Source organism: Cytobacillus sp. IB215316, from assembly GCF_033963865.1.
Classification (GTDB): domain Bacteria; phylum Bacillota; class Bacilli; order Bacillales; family SM2101; genus Nanhaiella; species Nanhaiella sioensis.
Map to the genome: position 1 here is coordinate 359,654 of NZ_JAXBMC010000001.1, position 15,443 is coordinate 375,096.

Annotated in this window: 15 protein-coding genes; 14 read left to right on the forward strand and 1 reads right to left on the reverse strand. The window is 35.1% G+C overall.

Annotated elements, in window-relative coordinates; all coding sequences use genetic code 11:
- Nucleotides 1–61 precede the first annotated feature (61 nt).
- The 7 genes from SLH48_RS01595 to SLH48_RS01625 all read left to right on the forward strand — a co-directional run bounded on the left by SLH48_RS01595 (nucleotide 62) and on the right by SLH48_RS01625 (nucleotide 7,449).
- Entirely contained in the window at nucleotides 62–694 is a 633-nt protein-coding gene (locus tag SLH48_RS01595; protein WP_320256784.1) for an O-methyltransferase, read from the forward strand.
- A 3-nt stretch (nucleotides 695–697) separates the two neighbouring features.
- Nucleotides 698–1,627, forward strand: a complete 930-nt coding sequence (locus SLH48_RS01600; RefSeq protein WP_320256785.1) for a peptidase U32 family protein — start codon at nucleotides 698–700, stop codon at nucleotides 1,625–1,627.
- A 541-nt stretch (nucleotides 1,628–2,168) separates the two neighbouring features.
- On the forward strand, nucleotides 2,169–3,440 hold the full coding sequence (locus SLH48_RS01605) for a U32 family peptidase (protein WP_320256786.1): 1,272 nt from the start codon (nucleotides 2,169–2,171) through the stop codon (nucleotides 3,438–3,440).
- A 1-nt stretch (nucleotide 3,441) separates the two neighbouring features.
- Nucleotides 3,442–4,077 carry a uridine kinase gene (gene udk, locus SLH48_RS01610; protein WP_320256787.1) on the forward strand — a complete coding sequence of 212 codons (636 nt, stop codon included), beginning with the start codon at nucleotides 3,442–3,444 and terminating at the stop codon, nucleotides 4,075–4,077.
- 185 nt (nucleotides 4,078–4,262) lie between these two features.
- Nucleotides 4,263–4,739 carry a transcription elongation factor GreA gene (greA, locus tag SLH48_RS01615; protein WP_214480383.1) on the forward strand — a complete coding sequence of 159 codons (477 nt, stop codon included), beginning with the start codon at nucleotides 4,263–4,265 and terminating at the stop codon, nucleotides 4,737–4,739.
- A 49-nt stretch (nucleotides 4,740–4,788) separates the two neighbouring features.
- Nucleotides 4,789–6,555 carry a penicillin-binding transpeptidase domain-containing protein gene (locus SLH48_RS01620; protein WP_320256788.1) on the forward strand — a complete coding sequence of 589 codons (1,767 nt, stop codon included), beginning with the start codon at nucleotides 4,789–4,791 and terminating at the stop codon, nucleotides 6,553–6,555.
- 78 nt (nucleotides 6,556–6,633) lie between these two features.
- Entirely contained in the window at nucleotides 6,634–7,449 is an 816-nt protein-coding gene (locus tag SLH48_RS01625) for a YrrS family protein (protein WP_214480381.1), read from the forward strand.
- Between the two features lie 284 nt (nucleotides 7,450–7,733).
- Here SLH48_RS01625 and SLH48_RS01630 read toward each other — a convergent pair whose 3' ends face one another.
- A complete protein-coding gene (locus SLH48_RS01630; protein ID WP_214480380.1) occupies nucleotides 7,734–7,940 on the reverse strand; it encodes a YrzA family protein in 207 nt (68 codons plus the stop codon).
- Nucleotides 7,941–8,389: 449 nt separating this feature from the next.
- Here SLH48_RS01630 and mtnN point away from each other — a divergent pair, with 449 nt between their 5' ends.
- From mtnN to SLH48_RS01665, 7 genes are all read left to right on the forward strand, one after another.
- A complete protein-coding gene (gene mtnN / locus SLH48_RS01635; protein ID WP_320256789.1) occupies nucleotides 8,390–9,085 on the forward strand; it encodes a 5'-methylthioadenosine/S-adenosylhomocysteine nucleosidase in 696 nt (231 codons plus the stop codon).
- 329 nt (nucleotides 9,086–9,414) lie between these two features.
- Nucleotides 9,415–10,338, forward strand: coding sequence for a PLP-dependent cysteine synthase family protein (locus tag SLH48_RS01640; RefSeq protein WP_214480378.1), 924 nt, complete (start codon nucleotides 9,415–9,417; stop codon nucleotides 10,336–10,338).
- A gap of 1 nt (nucleotide 10,339) precedes the next feature.
- Complete coding sequence (locus SLH48_RS01645; RefSeq protein ID WP_214480377.1) at nucleotides 10,340–11,476, forward strand: bifunctional cystathionine gamma-lyase/homocysteine desulfhydrase; 1,137 nt, start codon at nucleotides 10,340–10,342, stop codon at nucleotides 11,474–11,476.
- A 217-nt stretch (nucleotides 11,477–11,693) separates the two neighbouring features.
- Nucleotides 11,694–11,930 (forward strand): YrhC family protein, encoded by a 237-nt coding sequence (locus SLH48_RS01650; protein WP_320256790.1) that lies wholly within the window; start codon nucleotides 11,694–11,696, stop codon nucleotides 11,928–11,930.
- Nucleotides 11,931–12,308: 378 nt separating this feature from the next.
- Nucleotides 12,309–12,449, forward strand: coding sequence for a YrzI family small protein (locus SLH48_RS01655; protein WP_214480375.1), 141 nt, complete (start codon nucleotides 12,309–12,311; stop codon nucleotides 12,447–12,449).
- Between the two features lie 793 nt (nucleotides 12,450–13,242).
- Nucleotides 13,243–13,764, forward strand: coding sequence for a cytochrome c3 family protein (locus tag SLH48_RS01660; protein ID WP_214480374.1), 522 nt, complete (start codon nucleotides 13,243–13,245; stop codon nucleotides 13,762–13,764).
- Nucleotides 13,765–13,769: 5 nt separating this feature from the next.
- A complete protein-coding gene (locus tag SLH48_RS01665; protein WP_320256791.1) occupies nucleotides 13,770–15,221 on the forward strand; it encodes an ammonia-forming cytochrome c nitrite reductase subunit c552 in 1,452 nt (483 codons plus the stop codon).
- Nucleotides 15,222–15,443 lie beyond the last annotated feature (222 nt).

Below are 15,443 nucleotides of genomic sequence, written 5' to 3' on the forward strand. Positions count from 1 at the left end.
CAGTCTAATAGAACAATGATAATCTACAGGAATGAGGTAGCATAGCGTGGATGTCGAGCTAGTGAATACCTATTTAGAGAGTCTCGTAAGAGAGAGACAGCCTCTAATACACGAAATGGAGCAGTATGCAATCGAGCATCATGTACCGATAATGGAGCTCGTTGGAATAGAAGCAATACTACAAATATTACGTATTGCGCAACCTAAAAAAATTTTGGAAATTGGAACGGCGATTGGCTATTCTGCTATAAGGATGGCATTAACTTTGCCACATGCAGAAATTGTAACAGTTGAACGTCACAAACAACGATATGATACTGCACGTGATTTCGTAAAAAAGAGTGGATGTTCAAAGCAAATAGATATTTTATTTGGCAATGCCCTTGAACTTGAAGAACAAGTGAAGCATAGAGGTCCATTTGATTTTTTATTTATAGATGCAGCAAAAGGGCAATATAAACGATTTTTTGAATTGTATAGCCCTATGCTCTCACAAAATGCAATAATCATTACTGATAATGTTTTATATAAAGGTTTTGTAGCTTCCAAAATAGATACAGAAAATAAGCGTACTAATCAACTTATTAGCAAAATAAGAAATTATAACGAGTGGTTAATGAAGAACCCTTTATATGATACAACTATTTTACCAGTAGGAGATGGCATGGCAATTAGTAAGCGAAGAGGTGACTAAAAAATGAGGATACCAGAATTATTAGTTACCCCTACTTGTGTGGAAGATATTGAGCCACTTATTCAAGCAGGGGCTGATGCTTTTATTATAGGTGAACAAAGGTATGGTTTAAGATTAGCTGGGGAATTTAGTAGAAATGATATAAAAGAAGTAGTACAAATCGCCCATGCGAAAAATAGAAAAGTATATGTAGCTATGAATGGCATATTTCATAACGACAAAATTGGTGAACTACCAGACTACATTTCTTATTTAAATGAAGTTGGGATAGATGCAATTGTCTTCGGTGATCCTTCTGTGTTAATGACTGTGAAAGAGATCGCACCAAATATGAGGTTGCATTGGAATACGGAAACAACAGCTACTAACTGGTATACATGCAACTATTGGGGAAGAAAAGGTGCTGAACGTGCTGTTCTAGCTAGAGAGTTAAATATGGATGCGATCCTTGAAATGAAGGAACATGCTAAAGTGAAGCTAGAAGTACAAGTCCATGGTATGACATGTATGTTCCATTCAAAACGTTCATTGATTGGTAACTACTTTGAATTCCAAGGTAAGTCAATGGAAGTAAAGAACGATAGCAATAACAAAAATTTATTTCTACACGATAATGAAAGAAACAACAAATATCCAATCTTCGAAGACGCAAATGGAACACATATTATGAGTCCAAATGATATTTGTATAATAGATGAGTTAGAAGAAATGATGGATGCTGAAATAGATAGCTTTAAAATAGATGGGGTATTAAAATCACCTCAATATTTACTTGAGGTTACAAAAAAATATCGATATGCGATGGATTTATGTGCTAAAGATCGAGAGCAATACGAAGAACAAAAAGACCAGCTTATTGAAGAAATTGAAAAGATACAACCCCAAAATCGTCCGTTAGATAGTGGATTTTTCTTCAAAGAAACAGTTTATTAAAGAAAAGCGCAAGCGCCTCGTACATTCCCGACAAGCACTGGAGTCAAATCACAAGAAGGCGTAGTTTGCCTTCGGGTGATTAGCCGAAGTGACCTCGAGGGAATAGGCGCTGGAGCTAGACAATAAGAAAAGCGCAAGCGCCTCGTACATTCCCGACAAGCACTGGAGTCAAATCACAAGAAGGCGTAGTTTGCCTTCGGGTGATTAGCCGAAGTGACCTCGAGGGAATAGGCGCTGGAGCTAGACAATAAGAAAAGCGCAAGCGCCTCGTACATTCCCGACAAGCACTGGAGTCAAATCACAAGAAGGCGTAGTTTGCCTTCGGGTGATTAGCCGAAGTGACCTCGAGGGAATAGGCGCTGAAGCTAGACAATAAGAAAAGCGCAAGCGCCTCGTTCACCTCGTACATTTCCGACAAGCATAAGAAAAGTCGCAGGAAGGTTGTTTTTTAACCTTCTTGGCGGCTTAGCTTATGACTTCCAGGAGATAGGTGTTAGAGGGAGAACAAAAGAAAAGCTAGACATAAAAGGAGGTAGTAATTATGGTTGCATTAAAAGATGGAATTTCTGCTATGATTAATGGCCAAAGAGTTATTACTAAAAAGCCTGAATTACTAGCCCCAGCAGGTAATTTAGAAAAGTTAAAAATAGCTGTCCAGTACGGAGCAGATGCAGTGTATATTGGAGGTCAAGAATATGGCTTACGTTCCAATGCTGATAATTTCTCCCATGAAGAAATGGCAGAAGGGGTTAAGTTCGCCAATAATTATGGTGCTAAAATATATGTAACTACAAATATTTATGCTCACAATGAAAATATTGATGGTTTAGAAGATTATTTACAAGGGCTTCAAAGTGCTGGTGTAACAGGAATTATTGTTGCAGATCCGTTGATTATCGAAACATGTCGACTAGTTGCTCCTAAGTTAGAGGTCCATTTAAGTACACAGCAATCACTTTCAAACTGGAAGGCAGTTCAATTTTGGAAAGAAGAAGGACTGGAGCGTGTTGTATTAGGTCGTGAAACGAGTGCGGAAGAGATAAGAGAAATTAAGGAAAAGACTGATATTGAAATTGAGACATTTATCCATGGGGCAATGTGTATTTCCTATTCAGGGCGCTGTACGTTAAGTAATCATATGACTGCACGTGATTCTAACCGTGGAGGTTGTTGCCAATCTTGTAGATGGGATTATGACTTGTATAGCCTTAACTCAAACGATGATGAAGTGGCATTGTTTGAGGAAACTGATGCACCATTTGCAATGAGTCCGAAAGATTTAAAGTTAGTTGAATCGATTCCAAAAATGATTGACTTAGGTATTGACAGTTTAAAGATTGAAGGTCGTATGAAGTCCATTCATTATGTAGCTACTGTAGTAAGCGTGTATCGAAAAATTATTGACGCTTATTGTGCTGATCCAGATCATTTTACTATTAAACAAGAATGGCTAGAGGAACTTGATAAATGTGCAAATCGTGAAACGGCTCCAGCATTTTTTGAGGGTGTTCCGGGGTATAAAGAACAAATGTATGGAAATCATAGCAAGAAAACAGCATTTGATTTTGCTGGATTAGTATTGGACTACAATACAGAATCCAAAATAGTTACTTTACAGCAACGTAATCATTTTAAGCCAGGAGAAGAAGTCGAATTTTTTGGACCAGAAATTGAAAATTTCACTCAAAAAATCGAAGAAATTTGGGATGAGGATGGGAACGTTCTGGATGCAGCAAGACATCCATTACAAATCATTAAATTTAAAGTGGACAAGGATGTCTTCCCGAACAACATGATGCGAAAGGAGAACTAAGATGGGGAAGAAACCGGTAGTAATAGGTGTAGCAGGAGGTTCTGGCTCTGGTAAAACAAGTGTTACTAAAGCAATTTACGAGCATTTGAAAGAGCATTCGATTTTAATCCTTGAGCAAGACTACTATTACAAAGACCAAAGTCATTTATCTATAGAAGAACGACGTAAAACAAATTATGATCATCCGTTAGCATTTGACAATGATTTATTAATTGATCATATAGAATCCCTGCTTGCATTTGAAAGCATTAAGAAGCCAGTATATGATTTTACGATTGATACAAGATCAGAAGAGGTTATCCCTGTTGAACCAAAAGATGTCATTATTCTTGAAGGCATGTTAGTTTTAGAAGATGAACGCTTAAGGAATTATATGGATATTAAGCTATATGTAGATACTGATGCAGATATAAGGATTACCCGTCGAATATTGAGGGATATTAAGGAGAGAGGACGAACTGTAGATTCAGTCATTGATCAATATGTGTCTGTAGTACGCCCTATGCACAATCAATTTATTGAACCATCGAAACGTTATGCTGACATTATCATCCCTGAAGGGGGACGCAATCATGTTGCGATTGACCTAATGGTAACAAAAATTCAAACAATTCTTGAACAAAAGTCTATTTTGTAATACGATAGCATAGATAAATGTAAATGCAATCATTGTATAATATTCATATCTTTGGCATGACAATTTTAATGATACGTGATTAATTATCATTAAAATTGTCGTCTTTAAGATATTCGTAAATGGTAATTGTACATATGTAAGAATAATTCAAACTTTGATCGTTAATAACAAGAGGAGTGAAGGGAATGGCAGCTGAAAAAATATTTCCAATGACAGCAGCAGGTAAGGAAAAATTAGAGCAGGAATTAGAATATTTAAAATCAGTACGTCGTAAAGAGGTAGTTGAACGTATAAAAATTGCTCGTAGTTTTGGTGACCTTTCTGAGAATTCAGAGTATGATTCTGCAAAGGAAGAACAAGCATTTGTTGAAGGTAGAATTACAACAATTGAAAATATGATTAGAAATGCCAAAATTATTGAAGAAGACTCCAGTAATTCAAATATGGTTTCTATAGGAAAATCTGTTACATTTGTTGAACTACCTGATGGTGAAGAAGAAACATATACGATCGTAGGTAGTGCTGAAGCTGATCCATTTGAAGGGAAAATCTCAAATGACTCACCTATTGCAAAAAGTCTAATTGGTAAGCAAATAGGTGAAGAAGTACAAGTTCAAACGCCTGGTGGAGAAATGTTAGTGAAGATAGTATCCGTCCAATAGGTTTTAATCCGAAACACCTTGTCAAAACTGCTGATGAGGTGTTTTTTTTATGGATGTTAGAAAAAGAACAATAAATTTATCCGTTGGTGTAATTATTTTTATCATAGTCCTGATCATTAGACTTATACAAATCCAGCTTATTCAAACAGAAGAGTTTTCAAAGCACAATATCAATTTATTAGAAGCAAGTGTTTCACAACGCACTCAGCAGGTTGTAATTGACCAAGGACGTGGGAAGTTTGTTGATAAAAATAATGAACCACTAACATATGTTAATCAACCTAGTTTAATTTTATTTCCATTTCTTAAGAATATGGACTGGCCAATCGAACAAGTTGCCCGTTTAATAAATGTGTCTCCAGAAAAGCTAAATGTGGCAGTAAAAACTGCAAACGAACCTATTGTATTTGAAGAGGGGAAGGCTTTTACCTTAACAGATATTCAAATGACAGAGATAAATGATTTGAAGATTCCAGGTGTTTTTGCTGTGAACCGGCAGAATGAAATGCCAGACAAAATTGCAGAACATTTAATTGGCTTAGTACGTGAATATGAGCAAGCACCAGTAAATAGTGAAGAAGTCAACGGAGCAAAATCGATTAATCTAAAAGGAGGTATTTCTGGTCTACAACAACAGTTTAATGAATTTGTCTTGCCTGAAGCAGAATCTAAGCTTCTGTATCATGTAGATGGAAAAAATGGACCGTTGTTTGGCTTAGAAGTAAAATATACTGAGCCAGCAAATCCTTTTTACCCTGTAACTATCAAAACGACGATTGACAAAGAAATTCAAATTGCAGCCGAAAAAATTGTGAACAAACACCAACTTAATGATGGTGGCCTCGTGTTAATTGACATAGCTACAAATGATGTGGTTGCAATGGTAAGCGTACCATCAATTAACCATTCAGACCCGTACGTGGATGATGCACTAGAAAATAGAATGTTAACAGTGCAAACCCCAGGTTCTGTGTTTAAACCAGTTATTGCTGCTGCAGCGATTGAACACAATTTATTGCAATCGAATCGCATATTTGATTGTGACTTGGATATGTATGGAGAGGGGAAATCACAGTATCTTTCTGGTATGTTAAACTTTGAAGAAAGCTTTGCTAATAGTTGTAATTATACATTTTCAGTATTAGCACAAGAGCTTATGGAATTAAACTCGCAAAGTATTGAAGAATATGCTACTAAACTGGGCTTAATAAATCCTGTAATTTGGAATGGCGATGTATTTCATTTTGAAGAATTTAACCAACTGCCATACGTAGGGACTGGAACGATTTGGGTTGAAGAATCTGATAAGACATCTCCGAAAGCTATTGCACAAACTGCAAATGGACAAAAAAATGTTAAAGTTACACCATTGGCTATTGCCAATATGATGGCTACAATCGCAAGAGGTGGTAAAGAGCTGCAAGTAAGAGTAGTCAGTGATATACTATATAAAAATGAAACAACACTATATTCATTTCCTATACAAACAAGTAAAGACAATCAACCCCTTTCACCCTATACAATTTTAAAATTACAGCAACTTCTTCGTACAGTTGTCTTGGAGGGAACAGGAAGAGCATTTCAAGGGAATTCATATGAGGTTGCTGGTAAATCAGGAACAGCTCAACTAGGTATTAAGAATGATGATGGTGAGGAATTACATAATAAATGGTTTGCGGGATATTTTCCTGTGCAAAATCCTAAATATGCACTTGTTGTAGTTGATTTAAAACAACAAGAAAACAATGCTGTGACAAATGATGTCTTCTATGAAATAATTGAAACAATATATGAAATTGAACAAGGTAGCTCATAAAATGGCAAAACTTATATAATAGCTACCTATCTAATGATACAATGAGACATATACATATAAGAGTGAGGAGGACTTTTTGTGAGGGGAAATATTGAAGATTTATATGAGGGACCTCGCTACGAAAGGAATAAAAAGCGTAAGAGAGGGAATTTATTATTAAATATTTTAATTGGAATAGTCATTTTGTTAATTGTTTTCTTTGGAGGAAAGCTACTATTTTCCAAAGGTAGTGATCCAGTTGCATCAGATAGTATTGAGCAACAAGATAATGGTAATGCAACTGTTGGAATAACGGAAGATGACGAATCTCAAGAAACTAACTCAACAATTGATGAAACTGATGATAATAATAACATAGAGAATAACGAGAATAATCTAGAAGAGAGCAATGAAGGTAGTATAGAAGAAAGCAACGAAGCCGTTTCTAACGAAGATGACAACAATACTTCTAACACTAACGAACAAATAGCCGAGGATAGTTCACCTGAACCAGTTACAGATTTAGATGAAACAACTGCTAGCGAAGATTCTAACATTATTAAAACAATAACTAGTGATTCGTGGCAACCAGTCGGTACAGAGCAAGCAGATCATGTGGTGACCGTTTTTGACGAAGGCACAACAGACCGAGTTGAGATGGAAAAAACGATAAGTTATGCAACAGGAATTGCTAAAGAAGATTATACTTTGTGGTTTTTAGGGAATGACGGTCCCAATAAATCTCTTGCTACAATTGCTTCAAATGTAGACGCTAGCTTAATTTACAAAGTATATATGGAATGGGTAGACAATGAAGGCTGGAAGCCTACTAAAGTAGAGCAATTAAAAGAGAATGATAGTCCATATTACAAAAACACAGAGGAAGAATCGAGCGAGGAATCCTCAGAAGATTAAGTATAAACCGCCATTTGCTACTTGCAAAGGCGGTTTATTTTAAATCAAGGCTGATTTTCCCATTTTCGTTCTAATGTATAAAAGCACGTATACATCTAGTGTTGGTAGCACCTTTTCTACTTCAATTACTGAGCTCTCATAAAGCTCATCAGGTTGTCCATTTTAGTAAACAAACAATAAAGTTTATGAAAAGAGCTTAAATCTAAATAGTATATACTTAATTCATCAATGTATAAGTTTACTAAGCTTTCAGAGGTGAAGGTGGGTAAGAACAAAAAATGTATCTAATTGCTGCGTTTAAAGTGAACAACAGCACTAAAATATCTTCTACCGTCTTGATCAAACTGCATTTGATGAGAAATATGATGAACCTCTAATAATATAGCTTTATTAACTTCGATTTGTTCATTAACTTTTTTTTCTAATGTTGTTAAATCTTGCGCTTCAAAAAATTCAACCTTATCTTTGAGTATATCTAAAGAAAAATCCATTTGACTGACACCCTTCCACAATTGTATGTATCGTCCATTTTATCAAATGTGAGAGTGAACGAAAATATTATATTTTGCTCTTTTACGATAATATTAACGATGATATACTTGCAAATTGCTAAGAAATAATTTCTATGATAAATTAGAAGCACTTAAATGAATTCGGGGTATAGAAATGTGTATAATAGGCTTTTTGACCTGAATTGATCTAAGTTTATATTAAGGAATTTAACCCCACTTCTATAGATGGGATATTTCAATCAGGTCGAGTAGAGTTTCCACCTGATTTCACTGATACTCAAGTCTTTCACTAGCAGTGGAGATAGATTATTGCAGTAAATGGTTTAGCTGTTGAATATGTTACAATATTGAGTGGAGTTTTAGTATATCCTCGTGACACGGAGAAATGGTATAAGGAATAAAGGAATATAGAAATGAGGGAAACCAAGATGAGAATAGGAATTATAGGTGCCATGGAAGAAGAGGTCATCATCTTAAGAGATAACATTAACAACGAACAAGTAAGTGTTATTGCTGGATGTGAATTCACTGAAGGTTCTTTACATGGAGTTGAAGTTGTATTACTGAAGTCAGGTATTGGCAAAGTAAATGCAGCAATGAGTACGTCAATTCTACTTGATCGCTTTGACGTTGACTATGTCATAAATACTGGCTCAGCTGGAGGACTATTGGAGTCATTAAACGTTGGGGATGTGGTGATCTCAACAGAAGTACGCCATCACGATGTAGATGTAACAGCTTTTGGTTATGAATATGGACAAGTTCCACAATTACCACCAGCTTTTCTAGCAGATAATAATCTTCTGAACGTAGCGGAAAAAGCAGCAGAGAACATTGAAAATATTCAAACAGTGAAAGGACTTATTGCTACTGGTGATTCTTTTATGAGTGACCCTAGCCGAGTAGCAATGGTACGAGATAAATTTTCCGATTTGTATGCAGTTGAGATGGAAGCGGCAGCGATTGCTCAAGTTTGTTACCAATTTGAGGTTCCTTTTGTAGTAATACGTTCTCTCTCAGACATAGCTGGTAAAGAATCAGATATCTCTTTCGAACAATTTTTACCAACAGCTGCTTTACATTCAGCCAATTTAGTTATGAATATGGTAGAAGGGCTTAAATAAACTCACAGAACTTCGCACTTATTACAAAAGACTCTTTTCGCAAACTTTGTTGCTTTTTGTTACGTAAATTTGAGTAACTGATGCGTATAGTATGATTTTTTATAGTCTTTAGAGAAGAAAAGGTGTCGTAGTGTATAGCTTTTATTACAAGGCTCTTTTCGTGAATTTTTTTATAGTGCCTAAAATAGATACTACGCAAACTAATCATATCCGTGTTTATTCTTTTAGCACGAAAAACAACATTCTATACAAAAACAGCCTATTATTCTAAAGCAACTATTAATGCGAAAATATCATTCAGAAAAAATTTTTGAGGTGACAAAATAATTATGCGTGTTGTTCACAGCGTACATGACTTAATTGGTAATACCCCAATGATTGAGCTAACGCAATTTCCTTTACCAAAACAAGTAAAGCTTTATGCAAAACTTGAATATTACAATCCTGGTGGCAGTATTAAAGATCGGTTAGGTAAAGAGCTCATTGAAGAAGCTCTCCAGTCTGGTGCAATTAAACCTGGCGGTACGATCATTGAACCTACTGCAGGAAATACAGGCATCGGATTAGCATTAGCAGCACTAAGACATAAGCTGAAAGTAATTGTATGTATGCCTGAAAAATTTAGTATAGAAAAACAATTGCTAATGAAAGCGCTAGGTGCTGAAATTATACACACACCAACGAGTGAAGGTATGAGGGGAGCAATTTCAAAAGCTCAACAACTACTTAATGAGATTCCAAACTCGTACTGTCCTCAGCAATTTAACAACCCGGCAAATCCAATGACCTATTATAAAACCTTAGGACCTGAAATGTGGAGCCAACTAGATGGTGATATTGATATGTTTATTGCAGGAGCAGGAACGGGTGGAACATTTATGGGAACTGCGAAATATTTAAAAGAACAAAATAATTTGTTACAAACAGTCATCGTTGAACCCGAAGGATCTATTTTAAATGGTGGTGATATAGGACCCCACAAGACAGAAGGAATCGGTATGGAATTTCTTCCAGATTATATGGATACAAAATATTTTGATCAAATTCATACAATATCTGATAATAATGCCTTTATGAGAGTAGAAGAACTAGCAAGAAAAGAAGGGCTTTTAGTTGGTAGTTCTTCAGGGGCAGCACTCCATGCAGCTCTTATTGAAGCAAGTCGGGCTAAGAAAAAAATGAACATCGTAACTATTTTTCCAGACAGTAGCGAACGTTATTTAAGTAAACAGATTTATGGAGGTTCGATATAAAATGAAACCAAAGACAAAATTAATCCATGGTGGCATTCCGAATGATCAACAAACAGGTGCTGTCTCTATTCCCATTTATCAAGTAAGCACATATAAGCAAGATGGGATAGGTGAGCATAAAGGATTTGAATACTCACGAACAGGTAATCCAACAAGACATGCTTTAGAGGAGCTCATTAAAGACCTTGAAGAAGGAACAGCAGGGTTTGCATTTAGCTCTGGAATGGCAGCAATTACAGCAGTGATGATGTTATTTAACAGCGGCGATCATGTCATTTTAACTGATGATGTATATGGTGGAACTTACCGTGTAATGACGAAAGTTTTAAACAAGCTAGGAATAGAATCGACTTTTATTGATACGAGTAATTTGTCAAATATCGAAACAGCAATCCGTTCAAATACGAAAGCAATATATATTGAAACACCTACAAATCCGTTGCTAAAAATTACTGATATTAGAGGAGCTTCTAAAGTCGCAAAGGAACATAACTTGTTAACAATCGTAGATAACACGTTCAGTACACCATATTGGCAAACACCTTTAAATCTTGGAGCAGATATCGTATTGCACAGTGCAACAAAATATATTGGCGGTCACAGCGATGTCGTTGCTGGTCTCGTTGTAGTCAATTCCAATCAATTAGCGGAAGACCTACATTTTGTTCAAAATTCTACAGGTGGCATATTAGGCCCTCAGGATTCATGGTTATTAATAAGAGGAATCAAAACGTTAGGAATACGAATGGAAGAGCACGAAGGAAATACTAAACAAATTATTGAATTTTTACAAAATCATCCAGGTGTAGAAAAGATATATTACCCTGGATTAAGTAGTCATCCGAATCATAATATAGCAAAAAAACAAGTTAGAGGCTATGGTGGTATGATTTCATTTGATGTTGGTAGTGAAGAAAAAGCAGAACAACTACTTAAGCAAGTTAAGTATTTTACATTGGCGGAAAGCCTTGGCGCAGTTGAAAGTTTAATTTCAGTTCCTGCAAAAATGACACATGCTTCGATACCAAAAGAACGTCGTGAAGAGCTAGGTATAACAGATGGTCTTGTCCGCATTTCAGTAGGACTTGAAGATGTGGAAGATTTAATCGCAGACTTAGCTAATGCACTTAAAGGATAAATAAAAAAAGGCGAAAGTATTTTCGCCTTTTTTTTGTTCCAGTTAGACACCTATTCTCTATAGATTATGAGCCCATTCACAACAGCCATAGTGAAGTTAATTTATTTTTGTGATTGGTTCCTACCTTATAATTGGTTAAAGTTACATTCATTTTGACCTACTAAGATATGTTAAAGTAGATTTATAGATACTTAGAAAAGTAGGTGACAAACTTAAAATGGATGAGAAGCAATTACGTGATTTGAAATTTAAAATTGTCGACTTTACAAGAATTGCATTTGTTTTAATTGCAATTAGTGTCTTTTTATATTTAGGTGTTGTTATTAATCAACATGTTCAGGAAGCGACTAATGTCAACTTATTAATGGCAATGACATATATTTTTTTATTTGTAGCGTATCTCTTATTTAACATGGTAATTAAGTATAAAAAAATAGTAAGTGATCTAGAATAAGAAAATTATTTTATTTTTTACAAAAAAGCCCTTTACAAAACATCATAAATTGGTTATACTTTCCTATGAAATAAACAAATTCTGATAAGGAGGTCGAATTTAATGTTAGGCAAATTATTTAAACTTATTAAATTAAATAGTATTTCTTACTACTCGACCGATGTCGGAATGCGGGTGTTTCAATAACTAACTAAGCATACACGCCACAGGTTGAATAGTATACCTGTGGCTTTTTATATAAATAGCATCTTTCCTTTTAATGCTTATTTATAAAATAATTTTGATTATTTTAACCACAGGTATAGAAAATTTACCTGTGGTTTTTTATCGTCAAATTGAACATAGTGTATGCAATGAACTTAAAGGAGGTGAAGCCATATGAAATTCAATATTTTGTCTATCACAATTACAATTAATAAACGAACGTATTCAATTGAAAAAGCTTATCGAGAAGAGCAAGTAAAAAAAATGATTGATGAAGAAAGAGAAAAGTCGTTTAGAGCTTACCCAATCATATAATAATCATTTCAAATAATTACAGGAGGGTGATAAAAATGATAATGAAAAATTTGTTGATCGTTAAGTTAATTGATAAGGAAAATTTTACGTAGTTACTAAACAAAGAACGATCATTACAAATTATAAGTGTATTATCTTTTCATCATTACAGCTAAGTAGGATGACTCTTTACATTAGGCTGTTTTCGCATTGGTTGTTGCTTTTCGTTCTAATAGATAAGCACGTATAAACCGAGCTTTCGTAGCATCTTACATTGAAAACAGCCATTAGGTAAAAACGAACATATATATTCATTCAGGTAGGTTTTACTTTTTATTAGTAAAGCCTACTTTTTTTATTTGCTAGCTTTCTCACCTAGCCTGTCAAGACGTTATAACTGACTGAGAGAAAACAAAATATTTTTTCTTCAAAAACGTTCCAATGCTTGTTGAGAGGAAACAGTTTGTTCCGTTTTTGTTAAATATACTTGAATCAATTATTTTTCCAAATGTACACAATTTGGCCCTTTTATAGACAATAGTTTGTCAATTATGGCTTATCAAACATTCAATAAAATATGGTAATGTTTAGTTGGAAAGGTACAATAAACCTATAGGTAGGCTTTTTTTCACAATTGTTATTATTCGTGAATGAAATATGGTTATACTTTTCTATCATCACCAAGCGGTAAATCAATATTTATCAAATTGCTCATTTTTTCACATGTGTCAATTTATTAAGTGGCTGACATACTAATTAGCCTTTTAATTTGTATGAAGAAGATATAAAAATGACAGAAGAGGAGGGGGAAGGTATGGTGAAAAAGCTTAAAGCGCTGGATAAAAAAGTCGTTATTTTAATTGGGCTATTTTTAGGAGTTGTTGTGGCAGTAGCAAGTGCTGAGACAATGCATTATACAGATAGTGCAGAATTTTGTTCGACTTGTCACCCTATGGATTCAGCCTATAGTAGCTTTGCAGACTCTACACATGCAAATATCGCCTGTAATAAGTGTCATGCTCCAACTGATAGCCTTGGAAGGAAAATACTATTTAAAGCGAAAGCTGGAACGCATGATATTTACATGAATACATTTGGGGCAGATAAGATTCCTGATGTTATTCATGCGAAAACAGCCACCATTGACGTTATTCAAGAAAACTGTAAAAGCTGTCACGAAGGAACACTAAATAATTTATCACATGATGCAAAAGAAAATTGCACGGATTGTCATAGGCAAATCCCTCATGGTAATGGCAACTTTAAGACAGATGAATGGTTTAAACCTGCGGATTATGACATTAATAATCGAAACGAATCTTTTGAGAAAGGGTGAGGAAAATGCATAGAAACATCAAAAGAATTATAGTTCCCACTGCTTTAGTAATTTTTTTAATCTCTATTATTGCTGCCTGTGGTTCAGATGAAGCGAAAGAAAGTACAACTGCTAAAAAGTTATACAATACGGGACTATCAGCTGACGAAATAAATAATGAAGCATTTGCTGATATTTTTCCGTTACAGTATGAAAGCTATAAGCGTAATGAAGAAATGTCTGATACGAAATACGGTGGATCAGTACCAACGTCAAAATTTGATCATACTAAAGAGCCTTATTTACCAATAATTTTTAATGGTTACGGATTTGCAAAGGAATATAATGAAGATCGTGGACACATTTACGCCATTGAAGATAATGTAAATATTGCTAGAATTACGGATAAGTCAATTGGTTCTTGTTTAACTTGTAAAAGTACTGCAGTCCCTATTTTGTTAGAGGAAGACGAGTTTGGAGACGGATACTGGTCGGCAAACTTTCGAAACGAGATTGTACCTCGTGCTGAAGAATTAGGACATTCTCCTATTGGTTGTTCAGATTGTCATGATCCCGAAACGATGGAATTACGTGTCACTCGTCCAATGTTTGCAACAGCTATGGAAGCAAGGGGAGTAGACATTTCAAACCCTACAAAAAATGAAATGCGTACGTATGTATGTGCACAATGTCACGTAGAGTACTATTTTGAACCAGAAAAGAAGGCAGTAACATTCCCATGGACAAATGGATTAAAGCCAGAAGAAATGTATGAATACTACGATACGATAGCAAAAGATTCTGGGTTTGCACAAGACTGGATTCATACTGTTTCAGGTGCACCAATGCTAAAAGCTCAGCATCCAGAATTCGAAATTTGGTCTGAAGGCCCTCATGGAATTGCTGAAGTTTCCTGTTCGGATTGCCATATGCCATACGAACGTTCAGACGGTAAGAAAAAGATTACTAGTCACCAATGGACTTCACCTTTAAAAACGGTTGAGCAATCATGTCGTACATGTCATGCAGACAAGACTGAGCAAGAGCTTATAGATCGGGTTGAAGGCATTCAAGATGCTCATATGGAAAACTTACACAAAGCCGAAGAAATATCCATTGATGCACATTACTATATTAATAAGATGATAACTACTGGTGCTCCTGAGTCTAAAATTGAAGAAGCACAACAACTTGTTCGTAAAGGACAGTGGTTATTTGATATTGTAGCTGCAGAAAATTCTGCTGGATTCCATGACCCTCAAGGTGCAATGGATAGTATGAAAAAATCTACTGAAGCATTAAATGAAGCTATTATTATTGCAACTGAAGAGTTAGTGAAACTTGATGTAAATATTGACGAACTAAAAGAAGAAATAGCAAAAGTGAAAAAAGCTGTTTATGATGAACCAGATGTCTTTAAAAAGAAAGACCATGTCATAAATGATTACTTTCCAAATCAACAACCACCTAAAAATTAAGCACTTACAGAACGATGATTAACAAACTAATTTTCACCGTACAATACGGCTATATTGTACGGTGCATTTTTGTTCATTTAAAAACTATATTTCCATTGTTTATAAGGTGGTACGTGCAAGGATATGTTTGACATTGTACAAATATCACACTAATTTGATCTAGATGTTTTATCAATAGTAGAAAAATGTTTTGATAAGAGCCTTCATAAGACAATGGTCTTA